This is a genomic window from Kineosporia succinea (genome assembly GCF_030811555.1).
GTDB classification, from domain to species: Bacteria; Actinomycetota; Actinomycetes; order Actinomycetales; family Kineosporiaceae; genus Kineosporia; species Kineosporia succinea.
The window spans coordinates 2,907,584-2,925,749 of the sequence record NZ_JAUSQZ010000001.1; the positions used below are offsets into that span (position 1 = coordinate 2,907,584).

Annotated in this window: 11 protein-coding genes; 8 read left to right on the forward strand and 3 right to left on the reverse strand. The window is 70.8% G+C overall.

The window, feature by feature from the left end; translation table 11 throughout:
* The first annotated feature begins 396 nt into the window (after window positions 1–396).
* Window positions 397–6,459 (forward strand): EAL domain-containing protein, encoded by a 6,063-nt coding sequence (locus J2S57_RS12795; protein WP_307242002.1) that lies wholly within the window; start codon window positions 397–399, stop codon window positions 6,457–6,459.
* A gap of 145 nt (window positions 6,460–6,604) precedes the next feature.
* Window positions 6,605–8,740 (forward strand): histidine kinase N-terminal 7TM domain-containing protein, encoded by a 2,136-nt coding sequence (locus J2S57_RS12800; RefSeq protein ID WP_307242004.1) that lies wholly within the window; start codon window positions 6,605–6,607, stop codon window positions 8,738–8,740.
* A gap of 48 nt (window positions 8,741–8,788) precedes the next feature.
* Here the strand turns inward: J2S57_RS12800 and J2S57_RS12805 are convergent, their stop codons facing one another.
* Together J2S57_RS12805 and J2S57_RS12810 are read right to left on the reverse strand one after the other, a co-directional pair.
* The gene (locus J2S57_RS12805; protein ID WP_307242006.1) at window positions 8,789–10,501 is read right to left on the reverse strand and encodes a sensor histidine kinase; all 1,713 of its coding nucleotides are present in this window, start codon (window positions 10,499–10,501) and stop codon (window positions 8,789–8,791) included.
* A 15-nt stretch (window positions 10,502–10,516) separates the two neighbouring features.
* Complete coding sequence (locus J2S57_RS12810; protein ID WP_307242009.1) at window positions 10,517–11,185, reverse strand: response regulator transcription factor; 669 nt, start codon at window positions 11,183–11,185, stop codon at window positions 10,517–10,519.
* A gap of 309 nt (window positions 11,186–11,494) precedes the next feature.
* Here J2S57_RS12810 and J2S57_RS12815 point away from each other — a divergent pair, with 309 nt between their 5' ends.
* The 5 genes from J2S57_RS12815 to J2S57_RS12835 are packed head-to-tail and all read left to right on the forward strand — an operon-like array spanning window position 11,495 to window position 16,048.
* Window positions 11,495–12,931: an RND family efflux transporter gene (locus J2S57_RS12815; protein ID WP_307242011.1), complete on the forward strand. Its 1,437-nt coding sequence runs from the start codon at window positions 11,495–11,497 to the stop codon at window positions 12,929–12,931.
* Between the two features lie 14 nt (window positions 12,932–12,945).
* Window positions 12,946–13,668, forward strand: a complete 723-nt coding sequence (locus J2S57_RS12820) for an ABC transporter ATP-binding protein (protein ID WP_370882634.1) — start codon at window positions 12,946–12,948, stop codon at window positions 13,666–13,668.
* Window positions 13,665–14,936: an ABC transporter permease gene (locus J2S57_RS12825; protein ID WP_307242017.1), complete on the forward strand. Its 1,272-nt coding sequence runs from the start codon at window positions 13,665–13,667 to the stop codon at window positions 14,934–14,936. The genes J2S57_RS12820 and J2S57_RS12825 overlap by 4 nt, the downstream gene beginning before the upstream one ends.
* A gap of 23 nt (window positions 14,937–14,959) precedes the next feature.
* Complete coding sequence (locus J2S57_RS12830) at window positions 14,960–15,586, forward strand: DUF5666 domain-containing protein (RefSeq protein WP_307242018.1); 627 nt, start codon at window positions 14,960–14,962, stop codon at window positions 15,584–15,586.
* Window positions 15,587–15,625: 39 nt separating this feature from the next.
* The gene (locus J2S57_RS12835) at window positions 15,626–16,048 is read left to right on the forward strand and encodes a hypothetical protein (protein WP_307242020.1); all 423 of its coding nucleotides are present in this window, start codon (window positions 15,626–15,628) and stop codon (window positions 16,046–16,048) included.
* Between the two features lie 53 nt (window positions 16,049–16,101).
* Here the strand turns inward: J2S57_RS12835 and J2S57_RS12840 are convergent, their stop codons facing one another.
* Window positions 16,102–16,674, reverse strand: coding sequence for a hypothetical protein (locus J2S57_RS12840; RefSeq protein ID WP_307242022.1), 573 nt, complete (start codon window positions 16,672–16,674; stop codon window positions 16,102–16,104).
* A 222-nt stretch (window positions 16,675–16,896) separates the two neighbouring features.
* Between J2S57_RS12840 and serA the strand changes: the two genes are divergently transcribed.
* Complete coding sequence (gene serA / locus J2S57_RS12845; protein ID WP_307242024.1) at window positions 16,897–18,126, forward strand: phosphoglycerate dehydrogenase; 1,230 nt, start codon at window positions 16,897–16,899, stop codon at window positions 18,124–18,126.
* Window positions 18,127–18,166 lie beyond the last annotated feature (40 nt).

An 18,166-nucleotide genomic window follows, 5' to 3' on the forward strand; every position in this document is an offset into this window, starting at 1 on the left:
GCGGGCGCCGACCGGCCGATGACCTCCCCGGGACGTTCGGTCGACCCTGGTCTCTCCGCCCTCACCGGCAACGTTCCGTAAACCGCACGACCCCGTGTCCCCGTGCCTGGCCGCATCGGCCGGGCGCCCGGGATGCGGGGATCCGTGCGTTTTGCCGACGCGGTATCTGCGGTCTCGCCGGATTTGTCGACGAGTGGAAATCGTTGTGCTCGAACGGCTTCCCGGCGGCTTTGGCAGTGGGGGAGATGGGCCTGAAGCGACCTGTGGGGCAGCTACGGAACGCTCCCGCAATGCTCCACCTGGGTGCGCTGACAAGGCGAAACCGACTACTCTCCACACTCGGAAGAACACGATCCGTATTGAGGTCGGATCGAGGGATGCGGGAAGGGAGGGGGCATGACGCTCCTGCACGGCGGCGGTGCCAAGGGCACCGGGAGGCGGCGCGGCACCAAGCAGCGCACGCCCGACGCCGATCCTGGACCCGTCCTGCGTTCTCTCCTTCCCCGGGACGCCGAGCCGGACGACGAGCCGGGACCGGCCCGTCCGGTGGATCCGCGGGCCGAGCTGGCCGGCGATCCGGGTCTGGCTGCGCGGGCCGGTGGCTTCGCCGATCCCGCGGAACGACGTGACAGTGCCGAGCGACGCGCCGGTGACGGGTATGCGATCCCGTCGGCCTCGTCCGGAGCGGCGGATCTTCCGGGCCGTTCCACCGATTCGGCCGGCTCGGGTGCGCCTGTCGCCCCGGGGGCCGGTGAGCCGGGTCCGGGTGACCTGACCTGGGCGGAGATGGTGAGTGGACGACCGTCGGCGCAGGGTTCGTCCCGGCCGGCGCCGCGGCTGGAGATGGGCCGCAAGTATCGCCAGCAGTGGGGGCGCACCGGTCAGGGAGAGCTCACCACGGCGTCCACCGACCTCTCGGGCGAATCCGCGGGGCGGAGTGCGGACTTCGTCGCGGGTGCTGACAACATTCCGGACTCGGGCGCGATGGTGCCCGCTGTTTCCGAGGCGCCGGGTGGGACTGCGGGGCGGGTGACGAACGAGGCGGCCGGTCGGTCTGTGTCTGCCCCTGCGGGTCAGGACCTCAACGGTTTTGCCGGTGGTCTGCTGGACGGTCTGGCCGGGGAGCCTTCCCCGTCGCCGACATCGGCCGCAGCGGAACCGATCGCGACGCCTGATCTGGCGGTGGGCTACGCGGAGTCGTACCTGGACGCCGAGACCGCCGTGGCGGGGGAGTCCCCCACGCATGACGAGATGGCGCACGCTCTCGGCGTGGCTCCCGAGTCCGGTTCGGGCACGGAGGCCGTGGTGGTTGCTGAGGTCGGTCCGGAGCCCGAGATGGGTGCGGACGAGGCTCGTGGTGCCGGTTCGGGTGACGAGGTGCCTGGCGACCTCGAGCCCGACGACGAGGGCGGCTCGACAGCGCGGCAGGGGGCGTCCGAGAAGCCTCTGACGAGGCCCCTCGCCACCGGTGACCTGTCGATGGCCGAGGCTGTGCGCTGGGCGGGCCCGGCCTCCACCGACGACGCCGAGGACGAGGACTTCTTCGACGGGTTCTCCACGGCTGACGACTTCGCCGAGAGCTCCGGCTTTCCCCACGACCTTCGAGGCGGAACGGTTCCGGACGGCGGGGTTCCGGGCGACGTGACTGCGGACGACGTGACCGATGACGTGACGACGGGGGATCTGGCCATGGGGGATCTGGCCGTGCGGGCCGCGGACGGCGTCCCCGGCGATGAGGCGTCCGGAGGCGAGTTCGCGGACGGCGAGACCGGTCGGGGGCTGGTTTCCGAGGCGTCATCGTCCGGTCGTGTCGTCGTCGAGCTGCCCGTGGTGGATGAGCTTCCCGTGGTGGAAGACGCCGTCACGCTGGACGCCGCGCTGCACCGCATCGCCGACGCCGGACCGACTCCGTCCGAGGTGCTGGCCGAGCTGGTGCGCGATGCCGGCCTGCTGATGGACGCCCCGACCCGGATCGCCAGCGTCGTCGACGACCGCCTGGTCTGGACCGCCGCCTACGGTGACGACTCGGTCGAGCTGGGCGCCGAGGTACTGCTCGAGAACACCGCGTGCGGCGCGGCCTGGGGTACGGCGCTGATCCAGCACGTGGCCTCGCCGGACCTGGACCCGGAGGGCGAGTACGCCGGGCCCGGCCCGGAACTGACCACGGAGTGCTGTGGCTCGGTGGCCGCGGTGCTGGCGGTTCCGTTGCTGCGCGCGGCTCCGGCCGCGGCCGGCCGGCACGCGAGCGTCACCCGGGAGGTGCTGGCCGTGCTGGCCTTCACCGCCGATCGTCCGGGCTGGTTCACCGACGAAGACATCGAGGCCACCGCCGACCTGGCCGAGGTGGCGGGTGAGCGCATCGCCACGATCGAGGAGGAATCCTCGGGCGCGGCACGATCGGCTGCGGGGCACGGGATTTCGCACCCGGCACCCGAGGCGGCCTCGGCGCCGGTGTCCGTCACCGAAACGCCGGGGGCCGACCTGGTTGCCGACGCGGAGCCCGTGACGGACACCGAGTCGGCGGGCACCGAGTCGGCGGGCACCGAGTCGGCGGGCACCGAGTCGGCGGGCACCGAGTCGGTGACGGGCATCGACTGGTTCACCGCGGCGGAGTCCACGGAGCCTTGGGCCGAGAGGTCCCCGGAGGACGAGTCGCACCAGACGGTGGCGTCGGTGCAGACCGTCGCCGCTCCCGAGTCCGACCGGGCGACGACGATCACGGTCGCGGGACGCGTCCCGGGGATGCCGCGGCGTCGGGAAGCAGGATCGGCGGGAGCCCGTCCGATGGTGCCCGATGTCATCGGTGCCCGCTTCGACCGGTGGTTCACCCCGCACGTGCCGGCGGTGCCGTACGACCCGGAGAACCCGGCCGCGTCCGCTGTTTTCGGGGCGCTGGCGGCTGCGGATCCGATGATTCCGGCGGGCCCGTCCTCGCCGCTGAACCGTCCGTCCGACGGGACGGACACCACGCCGGACCCGTTCGGCCTGTTCACGCCGCCGCAGCGGGAGTACCAGGCGGAGTTCGGCAGTGGGCCGGTCACCGGCCGCATCGCCGGACAGATGGACGACGCGACCCGTTCCACGGCCTTCGACCGCTTCTTCGGCCCGGCTTCCGAGGTCTCGGAGGCCTCCGGCACCGCTCCGGTCTCCCCGGAGGCGCAGGCGGCGCCGGCGCCGGTGTATCTCGACCAGAACACGTCCGCCCACGAGGGTTTCGACTGGAGCGCCGGGGTGTCCCTCGACGAGGCGCTGAGCCCGGACGAGGAAGACAACGAGCCGATCGCGACGATCCGGCCGACGGGGCAACAGCACGCGACGGGGGCGTACTCGGGGATGGCCGCTGAAGGTGGTGCGACGCCGACGGGAAACCGCGCGTCTGGCAGACGATCGACGTGGGCGGACGAGGAGACGGTTGCCGGTCCGTTTGTGGGTGAAGGCTTTCCCGAAGACGAGAACAGTGCCGGGGTGGATCAGGACGCTGACGAGACTTCCGGGCCGGAACGACGGGAGCCGGCCGAGCTGACGGCACCGGTCGAAACGGTTGCTACGGAAACCCATCTGGCCGCGGCTTCAGGGCCGATGGGGCCGATGGGTGAGCGCCGGGCCCGGCGGGAGCGCGCCCGCGCCGCCCGCCTCGCCGAGGAAGCCGCCCAGGCCGCGGTCGAAGGACAGTTCCAGACACAGGCCGAGACGCAGGCCGAGGCTCGGGACGGGGTTCAGCTCGAGACACAGGTCGAGGCTCAGGTCGGGGCTCAGGCCGAGACACAGGTCGAGGCTCAGGTCGAGGAGGAGCAGCCCGAAGCCGAGGAGCAGCCGACCGAATTCGAGACTCGACAGCCCGAACCGGCCGCCACCCGCACGGTCGACGTGACCACCCCGGCGAGCTCCTCCGTTCCGGCCCCGCCCGCCGAGGGCCAGGCCGAAGAGGCCGTGCTCGACCTCGACTCCGGGACGCGCGCCGAGACACGTTCCGAAACCTGGTCCGGGCCGATCGCGATGGACATCGAAGAAGAGGCGGACAACCAGGAAGTCGTCCCCGCCTCCGGCGCCCCCACCACCATGCACGCCCGCCTGGCCGAGATGCGTGAGACCCCGCGCGTCACCCAGCGGGCCAACGGTTCCCGGGCCCTCGGGCACACCGCCGCGAGCAGCAGCCCGAGCACCGGGACGGCCCGCCCCGACTCCGGTCTCGGGCTGCTCACACCCCCGTCCGGCAGCGATCTGCCGGGACGGACGCAGGGTGGGGTGACCACCGCGTCCACCATTGACCAGCACCGCATGCCGGGCCCCCGCGCCCGACGCGAGCGCCCCCAGACCGGGCAGACCGGGAGCCTGCCGACCGGCGGGCTGCCGACGTCGATGCCCTCGGCCGACAGCATGGGCCTGTGGCAGTGGGACGCCCTGAGCAACACGGTCACCTGGTCGTCACCGGTGACCCGTCTGCTCGGCCTGCCCACCGACACCCCGCTCGACCTCGCCACGATCCGCTCGGTCCTGGCCGGCGCCGACCGCGGGCGGTTCGACGTCGCCGTGCAGGCCATCCAGTCCGGCCGCGGCGTGGCCGGGGCCCTGCGTCTGCGCACCCGCGACGGCCAGGCCAAGCACGCCTACGCCTGGAGCGAGGTCCGCCGTGACGACGCCGGCCAGCTGCTGGGCGCCTGGGGCGGTGTCGTCGACATCACCGCGTTCGAGCGGGACGCCGACTCGCTGCGTTCCGGCCTGGCCGGACTGCGCGCGGCCCAGGAGCTCGCGGGCCTGGCCACCTGGGAATGGCGGCCGGAGACCCGGGAACTCATCTGGTCGGACGAGATGTACCGGCTCGTGGGTGTTTCCGGTGAGACGTTCGAGCCCGACCTGGCCCGCTGGCAGGCCTTCGTGCACCCCGACGACCTGGCCCGGGCCCGGCGCGTCGACGTGGATCTCGACCCCTCGAACGCCGAGGACGAGTGCGTCGAGACGTTCCGCCTGATCGGCACGGGCGGCGAGATCCGGCACGTGCAGTCGTGGGCGACGCCCGGACGCTCGCCCGACGGCACGATCACCGCGGTCTACGGCGCCACCATCGACGTGACCAAGCAGGTCCGCGACCGCATCGAGCTGGAGCGCATAGCCGCCACCGACCCGGTGACCGGCCTGGGCAACCGCAGCGCCTACGAACGGCGCCTGCAACTGCTGCTTCGCGCCTCCGGCCCGACCCCGGGAACTCCCGAGAACGCGGTCAGCGTGCTGCTTCTCGACCTCGACCGGTTCAAGGTGGTCAACGACAGCCTGGGCCACGAGACCGGCGACCGGCTGCTGATCGAGGTCGCCCGCCGCCTGGTCGCGGTGGTGCCCGACGGCTCGCTGATCGCCCGGATGAGCGGCGACGAGTTCGTCGTGCTCGCCCCCTCGGGCTGGACGCAGGCACAGACGGTCGGGCTCGGGCAGAGCCTGCTCGAGGCCCTGCGCGCGCCCTACGTGCTGCCCGGCTCCGGCGAGGTGCTGATCTGCCCGGGCAGTCTGGGGATCTCGAGCAATCTCGGCCGTCCCGGCTCGACCGCGAACGACCTGCTGCGCGAGGCGGACGCCGCCCTGCACACGGTGAAACAGGCCGGGCGCGACGGGTACGCGGTGTTCGACGAGGCCCTGCGCGAGGAGGTGCGCGAACGGCGCCGCACCGAGCAGCGGCTGCGGATGGCGCTCGCCGGTGACGGTCTGACGCTGGAGTACCAGCCGATCATCGACCTCAGCACCAACCGGATCATCGGGGCCGAGGCGCTGGTGCGCCTGCAGGACCCGGAGGGCGGTGAGCACCTGCTGGCGCCGGGTCAGTTCCTCGACATCGCCGAGAAGACCGGCCTGGTCGTGGACATCGACACCTGGGTGATCAACGAGGTGATCGCGCAGCTGCGGTCGTGGGCGGAGAACGCGGACGACCTGCGCGCGGCCGACGCCCGGATCGGTGACCAGTCGGGCCGGGGCACGGTGACGCCGCCGTGGCTGGCCATCAACCTGTCGGCCCGTTCGACCGAGCACCCGGGTCTGGCGCTGCACCTGATCGACGCGGTGCGCCGTGGCGACTTCGGGCCGGAGAAGCTGAAGGTCGAGCTGACCGAGCGGGCCTTCGCGAACGCCGACCCGGCCGTCGACAGTGCGCTGCGTCAGCTGATCCAGGCCGGGATCGGCGTGGGGATCGACGATTTCGGCTCGGGCAACTCGGGTCTGGCGAGCCTGCAGAGCTACAGCTTCGACTTCATGAAGATCGACCGCCAGTTCGTGGCCCCGGTGGGCGAGGACTCCCGGGCGGACGCGGTGGTCACCGCGATCGTCGACCTCGCCCACGCGCACGGGATGCGGGTGATCGCGGAGGGCGTGGAGTCCGGGCGGCAGGCCCGGCGGCTGCGCGAGATCGGCTGCGACTTCGCGCAGGGCTACCACTTCGGCAGGCCCGGGGAGGCTTCCCGGATCATCCGCGGATAACCTCATCACCCTGCGCCTCGGGTGCACTCCGCATACCCTGTTCACCTGGGCAATTAGGAGTGTCCGGGCCCAGTGCCGCGCGTGCGGGATGCGTGGGGCCGCCGCCGGGTGCGGCTGTGCTGACGGGTGACGTGGCGGCGGGGAGGTGTCGAGCACGGTGTCGTGGTCGGCCTGGTTGGTCTGCGCGCTGGTTGCCGGCGGTGTCGGCTACCTGTCGCTGGCCGGGTTCGTCTGGGCCAACCGGCAGGGCATCGGCAGCCGCCCGCTGGTGGTCATGCTGCTCGCGGTCAAGGTCTGGTCGATCTGTTACGCCCTCGAGCTGAGCAGCACCTCGATCGAGGTGGCGCAGTGGTGGTCGGCGCTGAAGTACATCGGCATCGTCGCGCTGCCGCCCGCCCTGTGGAGCTTCGTCTTCGCCTACACCGGCCGCGGCCGGATGACCCGAAGATCCACCCTGCTCCTGTCGATCCACCCGGTGCTGGTGATGACCCTGCTCCTGGTGCCGGCCACGCGTCCCCTGATCCAGGACTACGACACCACCAGCCCGCTGCTGAACGCCCAGGTGCCCAGCGCCGGGCCGCTGTTCTGGCCGCACGCCGTGTACGTCTACGTGCTGATGCTCGGCGCCGACCTGGTGCTGATGGCCCGCCTGGCCAAGATCGCGCCGCCCTACCGCCGCCAGGGCGCCCTGCTGATCGCCGCGTCCCTGCTGCCCTGCTTCGGCAACGCGCTGTGGAACGCCGTGCTGTCGAGCACCGGCATGATCGATCCCACCCCGTTCCTGTTCGGCATCACCGCGGTGGTGCTGGTCTGGGGCTTCTTCCGGTTGCGGCTGCTCGACCTGACACCCGTCGCCCGCGGCATCGTGATCGAGCAGATGGCCGACGGGGTGCTCGTGCTCGACGTCTACGGCCGGGTGGTCGACGTGAACGCGGCCGCCGCCTCGATCATCAGCTTCCCGCGCCGGGCGATGATCGGCCGCTACGTCATCGACGTGGTGCCCGGCCTGGCCTCGGTGCTGGAGAAGCAGGAGGTCGGCTCGGCCGTGGACACGGTCGAGGACGAGGTGCTGATCCATCCGGTGCCCGACGCCGAGAACGCGGTCGAGGTGCTGCCGGGCTTCTGGGGTGGGCTGTTCACCCGGCCCGAGGTGGAGAAACCGGAGGGCGCGCTGCGGGTGGCCTCGCTGCCGACCCGGGTCATCGACCTGCGTGACGGTCACGAAAACCCTTCTCAGCTCCCGGTACCCACCGCACAGGACCGGCACCGGGAGCGAACGGGGGAGCAGCTCGTCCTCGGGCCGCCACGCGACGTAGCCGTCTCGATGACCTGGGTGACCGACCCGGTCGGCCGGCAGATCGCGCGGCTCGTGGTTCTGCGCGACGTGACCGAGCGCAACCGCACCGAACGGCAGCTGCGCGAGCTGCTGAACGAGCAGACGCGGCTGTCCGAGACCCTGCGCCAGAGCCTGCGCCCGGCGTCGCTGCCGCAGTTGCCGTCGGTGCGGTTCGCCGCCCGGTCGGTGCCCTCGGCCCGGGGCGAGGGGGTTGGCGGCGACTTCTACGACGTGCACCCCGCCGGCCACGGCGAGTCGGCGTTCGTGCTGGGTGACGTGTCCGGCAAGGGGGTGCACGCGGCCGTCGTCACGTCGATGGCCCGCTACACCGTTCGCACTCTGAGCGCCCAGGGCTGGACTCCGAGCGAGGTGCTGCGTCAGCTCAACCGGGCCCTGCAGACGCCCGACGACCTGGAGCGCTTCTGCACCGTGGTCTACGGGCACGTGAGCGACAGCGGTCCGGGTCTGGGCGAGCCCACGGTGCGGGTGACCCTCAGCCTGGGTGGGCACCCGCCGCCGTTGCTGCGCAGGCACCGCGACGGTTCGGTGCACGCGGTCGGCCGCCCGGGCACTGCACTCGGTCTGCTGCCTACCGTCGACGTGCACGAGGTGGTCGTCGACCTGGCGGCGGGGGACGTGCTGCTCGCCTACACCGACGGCGTCACCGAGGCGCGGGTCGGCGAGGAGCAGTTCGGGGAGAAGCGCCTGGCCGAGGTGCTGGCGGCGGTGCCGCACGACGTCGGGCCGGACTGGCCCTCACCGGCCTGGCGGCTGGAACACCCGGAGTACGAGCGCAATCCGTGGACCGACCAGAGCGAGCCGGCCGGCCCCGCACACCCGGCGACCCAGCTGGCCGACGCGGTGGCCGACTCGGTGCTGGCGGCGGTGCGGTCGTTCGCGCCCGAGCGCGACGACGTGGCGTTGCTGGTGCTGGCGGCCACCTGAGTCGGGAGGCGCCCACGGTGGACGATCCGGTCGCCTTGGCCGTCCCGGTCACCGGATCTGCGGGATCCCCCGCGGCTGGGTGTCGGCGTCGGAGGGAACCCGGCCACCGCCGAACGGAACCCGGCCGCCCTCGGACGGGACCCGTCCGCCGCCGGGTGCACCCCGTCCACCGTCGAACGGAACCTGGCCGCCCAGGGACGGGACGGGCTCCTCGACGTCCTCCACGTCGTCCATCGGCTCGTAGAGTTCTTCGGGCGGCTCGGCGGGCAACCGCACCGAGAAACAGGTGCGGCCCGGCTGACTCGTGACGTCGACCCGCCCGTTGTGGGCGGCGATCACGGCCGACACGATCGACAGCCCCAGACCGGTACTGCCGGCCGTGCGGGACCGTGAGTTGTCGCCCCGGGCGAACCGGTTGAACACCTCGGGCAGCAGGTCGGGCGCGATGCCCGGGCCGTTGTCGGTGATCGTGAGCAGGGCCTCCGGAGCGCCGTTCTCGCCGGTCACCGCGCGCAGGGCGGCCTCCACGGTGGTGCCCGGCGGGGTGTGCACACGGGCGTTGGCCAGCAGGTTCACCACCACCTGGTGCAGCTGCGGCTCGTCTCCGATCACCACCACCGGCGCCGGGGGCAGGTTGAGCTGCCAGCGGTGCTGCGGACCGGCCGCGTGCGCGTCGCTGATCGTGTTGACCAGCAGGTCGGTGAGGTCGACGGGGTCTTTCGCGGTGGGCCGCCCGTCGTCGAGACGGGCCAGCAGCAGCAGTTCCTCGACCAGGCCGCTCATCCGGATCGCCTCGGACTCCACCCGGCTCAGCGCGTGGGCCACCTCGGGCGCGACCTGGGCACCGGTGCGGCGGGTGAGCTCGGCGTAGCCGCGGATCGAGGCCAGCGGGGTGCGCAGCTCGTGGCTCGCGTCGGCGACGAACCGGCGCATCCGGGCCTCACTGGCGTTACGGGCCTGCAGCGCGCTGTCGACGTGCCCGAGCAGCACGTTCAGGGCCGAGCCGACCTGCCCGACCTCGGTGGCCGGGTCGGTGTCCGACTCGGGAACGCGCACCGGCAGAGCGGTCTTGCCCTCGTGCAGGGGCAGTTCCTTGACGCCGGAGGCGATGCTCGCGACCCGGTTCAGGGGCCGCAGGGTGCGCCGCACGATCAGCCCGCCCGCGAACGCCACGGTGAGCAGACCGAGCACACTGACCACCGTGACGGCTCCGGTCAGACGCCACACCGCGGCCTGCACCCCGCTCAGCGGCAGGCCGGTGAGCAGCGTGGCGTCCTCACCGTCGGGTCTCGTCACGAGCGCGATCACCCGGTACTTGCCCAGGTCGCCACCGAGGTCGACGGTGTGCGGCTCCCGGTCGGCGGGCACCGCGGCCACCACGCTCTTCTGCTCGGCCGTCAGCTCGATGTTCTCGCCGCTGGAGCTGATGACGGCGCCCTCGATCGTGCCGTCGGACTCGACCCGGGCGCCGAGCGTGGACTCACCCTGACCCGGGGCGTTCAGGAAGTTCGGGCCCGGGCCGTTGGGGTTCGGCCGGTCGGTGTTGCTGTTCGGCGGCCGGTCGGCGAACTCCTGCGACCGCCGCACCGCCGAGGTGAGCTGGTTGTCGAGCCTCTGCTCCAGGAACACCTGCAGCGAGAACACGGCCACCAGCCCGATGACGATGCTGATCACCGCGGTGAGGGCGATCGACAGCAGGACCAGGCGCCGGCGCAGGGTGGTGCCGCGCCGACGCCGGCCGAGACTGCGGATCGCGCTCATGCAGGCAGGATCGGCTCAGGCGGCGGCGGGTTTGAGCACGTAGCCCGCACCCCGCACGGTGTGGATCATCGGCGTTCGCCCGGCGTCGATCTTCTTGCGCAGGTACGAGATGTACAGCTCGACCACGTTGGCCTGGCCGCCGAAGTCGTAGTTCCACACCCGGTCGAGGATCTGGGCCTTGCTCAGCACCCGCCGCGGATTACGCATGAGGTAGCGCAGCAGCTCGAACTCGGTGGCCGTCAGCTTCACCGCCGCGCCGTCGCGCATCACCTCGTGGCTGTCCTCGTCGAGGATCAGGTCGCCGACGGTGAGCTGCGCGTCCGGCGGCTGGGCGGCCAGGCTGGTGCGGCGGATCAGGCCCCGCAGCCGGGCGACCACCTCTTCCAGGCTGAACGGCTTGGTCACGTAGTCGTCACCGCCGGCGGTGATACCGGCGATGCGGTCTTCCACCGCGTCGCGGGCGGTGAGGAACAGCACCGGGATGTCACGGTCGTCTTCTCGCAGGCGCCGAAGCACGTTGAGGCCGTCGATGTCGGGGAGCATGACATCGAGAACGACGGCGTCGGGACGCCAGTCGCGGGCCTCCTTGACAGCGGTGTTGCCGTCGGGGGCCGAACGGACCTGCCAGCCCTCGTAACGGAGGGCCATCGTCAGCAGGTCGGTCAGCGTTCGTTCGTCGTCCACCACAAGCACGCGAACGGGCGCACCGTTGGGGTGGCGTAGGGGAGCGGTCGTCACAGGAACCAAGCTGATGGCCGAACCTGAACGGCAACCTCGTCCAGTCTGTGAAAACCCTGTGAGCGCGCCCCGGAACGTGACGTTTGTCCAGGTCAGGACCCTTTGCCAGGGGGTCATGGCCGATTCATAGCTTTGCCACAGCCCTCACGCAGGGGTTTCCGCGACGGTGTGGCGTCCGCTGAACCGGCGTGCGCGGAAAAAGTGCACCGGATAAGGAGAAACAGGCGTGAATCTGGCATGCAGGGTGGCGCCCCGGTGAGTGACGCTACCTCACGCCGGAAGGGTTCGTCCCTTCTGCGCAACCACTGGCTGAACCTCGGCCTGCTCGTCGTGCTGGTCGCGATCGTGGTGATCGCGTACCTCACCGTCGGTACCTCCGACGCCAGTACCGCCACCACCGCCCGCACCGCGACGGTGTCCACCGGGAACGTCACCGCCACGGTCAGCGGCTCCGGCAACCTGGCGAGTTCCCGCAGCTCCTCGCTCTCCTTCGGCGCCTCCGGCACGGTCACGGCCGTCAAGGTCAAGGTCGGCGACAAGGTCAAGAAGAACCAGCTCCTGGCCACCGTCGACACCGCCTCGGCCCAGCGCACCCTGGCCTCGGCCAAGGCCTCGCTCGCCTCCGCGCAGGCCTCCTACGACGAGCTCACGCAGGGGCAGACCTCGGCCGAGCAGGAGGTCGACTCGCTCGCCCTGGAAAGCGCCCAGGACAGCGTGGATTCCGCGCAGGACGCGGTGGACGCCGCCACCGACCAGCTGGCCGACGACAAGGCCGGCAGTGCGCCGAGCGCCACGATCACCAAGGACAAGGAGACGCTGAAGCAGGCGAAGCAGCAGCTGGTCTCGGCCCGGTCGCAGCTCGCCCAGCAGAAGGTCTCGGTCGAGAAGAACCAGGAAGGCGCCACCGACGCGCAGCTGGCCGAGGCCGAGGTGAACATCGCCTCGGCGAAGGTCAGCGTGCAGGACGCGCAGGACGCCCTGGCCGACACCAAGCTGCGCGCGCCGTTCGCCGGCACGATCCTCACGGTCGGCGGTGAGGTGGGCGACAGCGTCTCGTCGGGGGGTTCCTCCTCCTCTTCCTCCGGCAACGCTTCGGCGACCGGCGAGACCAGCGAGACCACCACGTCCTCCAGCAGCAGCGCCTTCATCACCATGGCCAGCACCGCCCAGATGACGGTCACCGCCAGCATCGCCGAGGCCGACATCGGCGCGGTGAAAACCGGCCAGGACGCCGAGATCACGCTGTCGGCCAGTGACGAGACGATGAGCGGCACGGTCAGCGAGATCTCGCCCGAGGGCACCACGAGCAGCAACGTGGTGCAGTACTCGGTCACGATCCTGGTCTCCGACCCGCCCTCCACCGCCCGGCTGGGGGCCTCGGTGAGTGCCGTGATCACCACCGGGTCGGCGGAAGACGTTCTCGTGCTGCAGACCTCTGCCATCACCACCTCCGGAAACAGCAGCACGGTCAGCCTTCTCAAGAACGGTGTGGCCACCACCACCCAGGTCGAGGTCGGCCTCGAGGGCTCGAGCACCACCGAGATCACGAGCGGTCTGAGTGCCGGTGACGAGGTGCAGATCCCGACGACGAGCACCGATTCCTCGTCCAGCAGCGGCGTTCCGGGCTTCGGCGGAGCCGGTGGCGGTGGCTTCGGCGGCGGTGGCGGTATGCCCGGCGGTGGCGGGCGGTGACGGCGGCCACCCTCATGACCCGGCCCGTCATCGAGGTGCGCTCGCTGCGCAAGACCTATGGCCTGGGTGACACCGAGGTGCACGCCCTGGCCGGGGTCGACCTGGTGGTCGAGACGGGTGACTACGTGGCGATCATGGGTGCGTCCGGTTCCGGAAAGTCCACGCTGATGAACATCATCGGCTGCCTCGACATCCCGAGCCAGGGCCGCTACCTGCTCGACGGTGTGGACACCCGGCGGCTCGACGAGCGCAGTCAGGCCCTGGTTCGCAACCGCAAGATCGGCTTCATCTTCCAGTCGTTCAACCTGATCGCCCGCACCAGCGCGCTCGCGAACGTCGAGCTGCCGATGGCCTACGGCGGGGTGAAGGCCTCGGTGCGCCGCGAAAGGGCTCGCGCCGCACTGGAACGCGTCGGCCTCGGCGAGCGGCTCGATCACATCCCGTCGCAGTTGTCGGGCGGTCAGCAGCAGCGGGTGGCGGTGGCCCGCGCCATCGTGACCAACCCGGTGCTGCTGCTCGCCGACGAGCCGACCGGCGCGCTCGACAGCAGGAGCACGGCCGACATCCTCGACCTGTTCGACGATCTCAGTCTCGCGGGCCGCACGCTCTGCGTCATCACCCACGAGGACGACGTGGCTGCCCGGGCCAAGCGCGTGATCCGGCTCCGGGACGGGCAGATCGTGATGGACGAGCGGGTCGCCGGGATTCACGAGCCGCCGCCGGGAGTCGCGCGATGAGCCGGTTCGCCGAGGCCGCACGGTTCGCCGTGCGTGGTGTCCTGGGCAACAAGATGCGTTCTCTGCTGACCACTCTCGGCATCCTGATCGGGGTGGCGTCGGTGATCATCCTGGTCTCCGTCGGCACCGGGTCGAGCGCCGCGGTGGCCGAGTCGATCTCGTCGCTGGGCAGCAACACCCTCACGGTCTCGAGCAGTCAGGGTGGCACCGGTGGACGCGGTGGGGGAGGGGGTTTCCCGGGCGGGGGTGGCGGTTCGGTCGACTCGGGCAGCCAGACCCGCGTGGCGCAACTGACAGTGGATGACGCCGGTTCGCTCCTCGACGACGAGCTCGCCCCCGACGTGAAGGCGGTCGCCCCGACCGTCAGCGCCAGCTCGGTGACGGCCACCTACACCGGTGCCAGTCACGACGTCACCACGTTCACCGGCACCACCCCCAGCTACCTGGCCATCAACGACTGGACGGTCTCGAAGGGCTCGGCGTTCGACGACGCCGACTACACCGAGCGCAAGCGGGTGGCCCTGGTCGGCGTCAGCGTGGCCGAGGACCTGGCCGGGGGAGACGGCAGCGACGTGCTCGATGAGACCGTGCAGTTCAACGGGGTCGAGTACAGCGTGGTCGGGATCCTGGCCGAGAAGGGCACGAGCGGCAACACCGACCAGGACGACGTGGTCATCGCCCCGCTCACCGCCGTGCAGGACACGCTCACCGGCTACGGCTCGGTGGACTCGATCACCGTGCAGGCCACCTCGGCCGAGACGGTGGACGCGGCCCAGTCGGAGGTCGAGGACATCCTCAACTCCCGGCACAAGGTCACGTCCGACGACGCCGACTTCAGCGTCTCCAACGCCTCCAGCTTTCTCGAGGCGGCGACCAGCAGCACCGACACGCTGACCGTGCTTCTCGGTGCGGTGGCGGCGATCTCACTGCTCGTCGGCGGGATCGGCGTCATGAACATCATGCTCGTCACGGTGACCGAGCGGACCCGGGAGATCGGTATCCGCAAGGCCATCGGCGCGCAGAAGTTCGACATCGTGAGCCAGTTCCTGGTCGAGGCCGTGCTGCTGTCGGTGTTCGGCGGGCTGATGGGTGTGCTGATCGGCGTGGTCGGCAGCCAGTTCACCATCGTCGGCGTGGAGCCGGTGATCGAGCCTTACTCGATCGTGCTGGCCTTCGGCGTCTCCGTTCTCATCGGGCTGTTCTTCGGCCTCTACCCGGCGAACCGGGCCGCCTCGCTGCGCCCGATCGACGCCCTCCGTTACGAATGAACCAGCCTCAGGAGCAGATCTCCGTGGAACCAGCCCCTCCGACCGCTCCGGCCGGGATCGACAGGACCGAGATTCAGGCCGGGCCGTCCCGCGGCGGGTACATCCCACCCGCCGACGACGACCTCGACCTGCTCGCCGAGAGCAACCGCCGGATGGGAAAGGTCACGATCGCGCTGATGGCGGCCGTTCTCGCCGGGCTCGCGTTCATCGGTGGGGTGGTGGTGCAGAAGCAGTTCGGCAACTCGAGCGCCGGCGCACCCGGCGGGGGGATGTCAGCCATGGGTGGTAATCGCAGTGGCGGATACGGCCAGAGCGGCGGTGTGCAAGGGGGTTACGGCGGTGGTGGTGGCTTCGGCGGCGGTGGCATGCCCGGCCAGGGCAGTGGTACCGCCCAGGGTGGCAGCGCTGCCCAGAGCGAAACCGCCAGTACGCCGGTGGTTGTCGGAACCGTGACCAGGATCTCCGGCACCACGATCGTGGTGAAGAACTTCTCGGACAAGAGTGTCACGGTGAAAGTACCTCAGGGCACTACTGTCTCGAGCTCCACCGACTCGGCGCTGACCGGCCTGTCCAAGGGGGACTCGGTGTCGGTGGCCGGTACCACGGCGGACGACGGTGTCGTCACGGCGACCAGTATCACCGCCAGCTAGCTATTTCGTTCTCGGATGACGGAAGTAGGAACAACTCTGATGGTTTCGAGCCGCAGAACCCTGACCGCGGTGGCGATCGCCCCGATGATCGCGCTGACCCTGGCTGCCTGCGGAGGCGGTTCCTCGGGTGGCACCACGAGTGCCGACGCCACATCGGCCGCGGCCCAGAACGGCCCGGGCGGGGGAAACAACGAGCAGATGCAGCAGATTCAGGAATGCCTGAGCGCCGCCGGCATCAGCGTGGACATGCCGACAGCCATGCCGAGCGGCGGCGCCGTGCCCAGCGACCGGCCGACCGCCATGCCCAGCGCGGGTGCCTCCGGTGGTCCCGGTGGCGGTGGAGGCGGCATGGGCGGCGGCATGCAGTCGATCCTGCAGGACGAAGACGCCCAGAAGGCGCTCACCGCCTGCGGCATCACGGTGCCGACCGCCCAGCCCTCGGCCCGGCCCACCAGCTCCTGACCCGTCCGCTCGTGATCATGCCCCGGTGACGAGGCATGATCACGAGGGACAGCTCAGGCGCGGGTGTCGAAGAGCAGCCCGTCCTGCAGCACCGAGGCCAGCGTGGTCGAGCTGATCCCGGCCTCCTGCACCAGACTGGCCAGGCTCGTCCCGCTCTGCAGGCTCGTCAGCAGGGAGTCGGAGTCGGTGTCGAGCAGCGAGCTGAGGCTGTCGAGCGTGTCCTGCTGATCCTGGGTCAGCACGCCGCTGAGCAGGCCGGTGGCGTCCTGCGACGAGGAGGACGACGAGGAGGCCGGCGGGGGCGGCGGCGGGCCCGGCCGGCCGCCCGGCCCCGCAACCCCGCCGACCGAGTCGATGATCGAGTCCACGACGCTGTCGGCGTCGGAGCGCGAGGCCATGTCCGAGGGCATCCCGGCCTTCAGCGCCGCGGCCAGGTCGTCCCGCGAGACGCCCTGGTCCTCGGCGACCTCGGCGAGCGTCTTGCCGCTCGACAGCTGGCTGCTCAGGTCGTCGGTGCTCAGCCCCAGCGTCTCGGCCGCGACGTTCAGGGCGCCACCGGAACCCCGCTGCTGCGTGGGCAGCGTCTGGGGGGAGTACGAGGTGCTGCTGATCGAGGAGATGGACATCGGTGCGAGGCTCCTTTCGCGCGTCCGGATCTCGGTACGCACCTATGTCCTCGACCCGGGGGACAGGTACTTCAGGAATGATCGGCCCCTCACAGAGCCTTCACATCCACCGTGCGGCGGTTTACTCACGAGCCAGCGACCAGGCCCGAAGGGTAGAGTTCTAGATCGCACGTAACCTGCCGGAAGCAATTTCCCTCGTCCTCGCCTGTGAGTGTGACTGCAGTGAGCAACAAGAGCCTGCCCGCCGCCGGGATCAAGATCCTGCTGCTGGAGAACATCCACCCCGACGCCGTGGCGTCCTTCGAGGCCGTCGGGGCCGAGGTGGTCTCCGTCGGCGGAGCGCTCGACGAGGACGAGCTGATCGAGCAGGCGAAGGGCGTCCACCTGCTCGGCATCCGCTCCAAGACCAACGTCACCGAGCGCGTGCTGGCCGAGCTGCCCGACCTGCTGGCGATCGGCGCGTTCTGCATCGGCACCAACCAGATCGACGTGGCGGCCGCCCAGAACCGCGGTGTGGCCGTGTTCAACGCCCCGTTCTCGAACACCCGCAGCGTGGTCGAGCTGGCGCTGGCCGAGATCATCGCGATGACCCGCCGGCTCACCGAGAAAGACCGCGGCATGCACGCGGGCGTCTGGGACAAGAGCGCCACCGGCCTGCACGAGGTGCGCGGCCGCAAGCTCGGCATCGTCGGCTACGGCAACATCGGCACCCAGCTCTCCGTGCTCGCCGAGAACCTGGGCATGGAGGTGCTGTTCTACGACACCGCCGACCGCCTGCCCCTGGGCAACGCCCGGCAGGTGCACACCCTCGAAGAGCTGCTGGCCAAGGTCGACGTGGTCACGCTGCACGTCGACGGGCGCAAGGCCAACTCCGACTTCTTCGGCGACGAGCAGTTCGCGCTGATGAAGCACGGCAGCATCTTCCTGAACCTGAGCCGCGGTTTCGTGGTCGACCAGACGGCCCTGCGGGCCCGCCTGGAGTCGGGCCAGCTGGCCGGCGCCGCGATCGACGTCTTCCCGGAAGAGCCCAAGGCCCGAGGGGACAAGTTCGTGTCCCCGCTGCAGGGCATGCCCAACGTCATCCTCACGCCGCACATCGGTGGCTCCACCGAGGAGGCCCAGCAGGACATCGGCCGCTTCGTGGCCGGCAAGCTGCGTGACTACGTGATCCACGGCAGCACCTCGCTGAGCATCAACTTCCCGCAGCTGGCCACGCCGGAGCACCAGGCCACGCGCCTCGTGCACATCCACCGCAACACCCCGGGCGTGCTCGCGGCGATCAACTCGGTGCTGGCCGAGGAGAAGGTCAACATCGACGGCCAGACCCTGGGCACCCGCGGCGAGGTGGGCTACGTGATCACCGACATCGCGGCGAGCCCGACCGATCAGGTCATCGAGGCCCTCAAGCGTCTGCCCGACACGATCCGGGTGCGTCAGCTCAAGCTCGGCTGATCTCCCGGGTCCGGCCCCGGCTCACCGAGGTGAGCCGGGG

Excerpts from the sequence above, each read along its gene's own strand:
- J2S57_RS12805 (WP_307242006.1), bottom strand. The coding sequence starts at position 10,501 with ATGAGCGCGATCCGCAGTCTCGGCCGGCGTCGGCGCGGCACCACCCTG.
- J2S57_RS12825 (WP_307242017.1), top strand. The coding sequence starts at position 13,665 with ATGAGCCGGTTCGCCGAGGCCGCACGGTTCGCCGTGCGTGGTGTCCTG.
- J2S57_RS12820 (WP_370882634.1), top strand. The coding sequence starts at position 12,946 with ATGACCCGGCCCGTCATCGAGGTGCGCTCGCTGCGCAAGACCTATGGC.
- J2S57_RS12795 (WP_307242002.1), top strand. The coding sequence starts at position 397 with ATGACGCTCCTGCACGGCGGCGGTGCCAAGGGCACCGGGAGGCGGCGC.
- J2S57_RS12840 (WP_307242022.1), bottom strand. The coding sequence starts at position 16,674 with ATGTCCATCTCCTCGATCAGCAGCACCTCGTACTCCCCCCAGACGCTG.
- J2S57_RS12835 (WP_307242020.1), top strand. The coding sequence starts at position 15,626 with ATGGTTTCGAGCCGCAGAACCCTGACCGCGGTGGCGATCGCCCCGATG.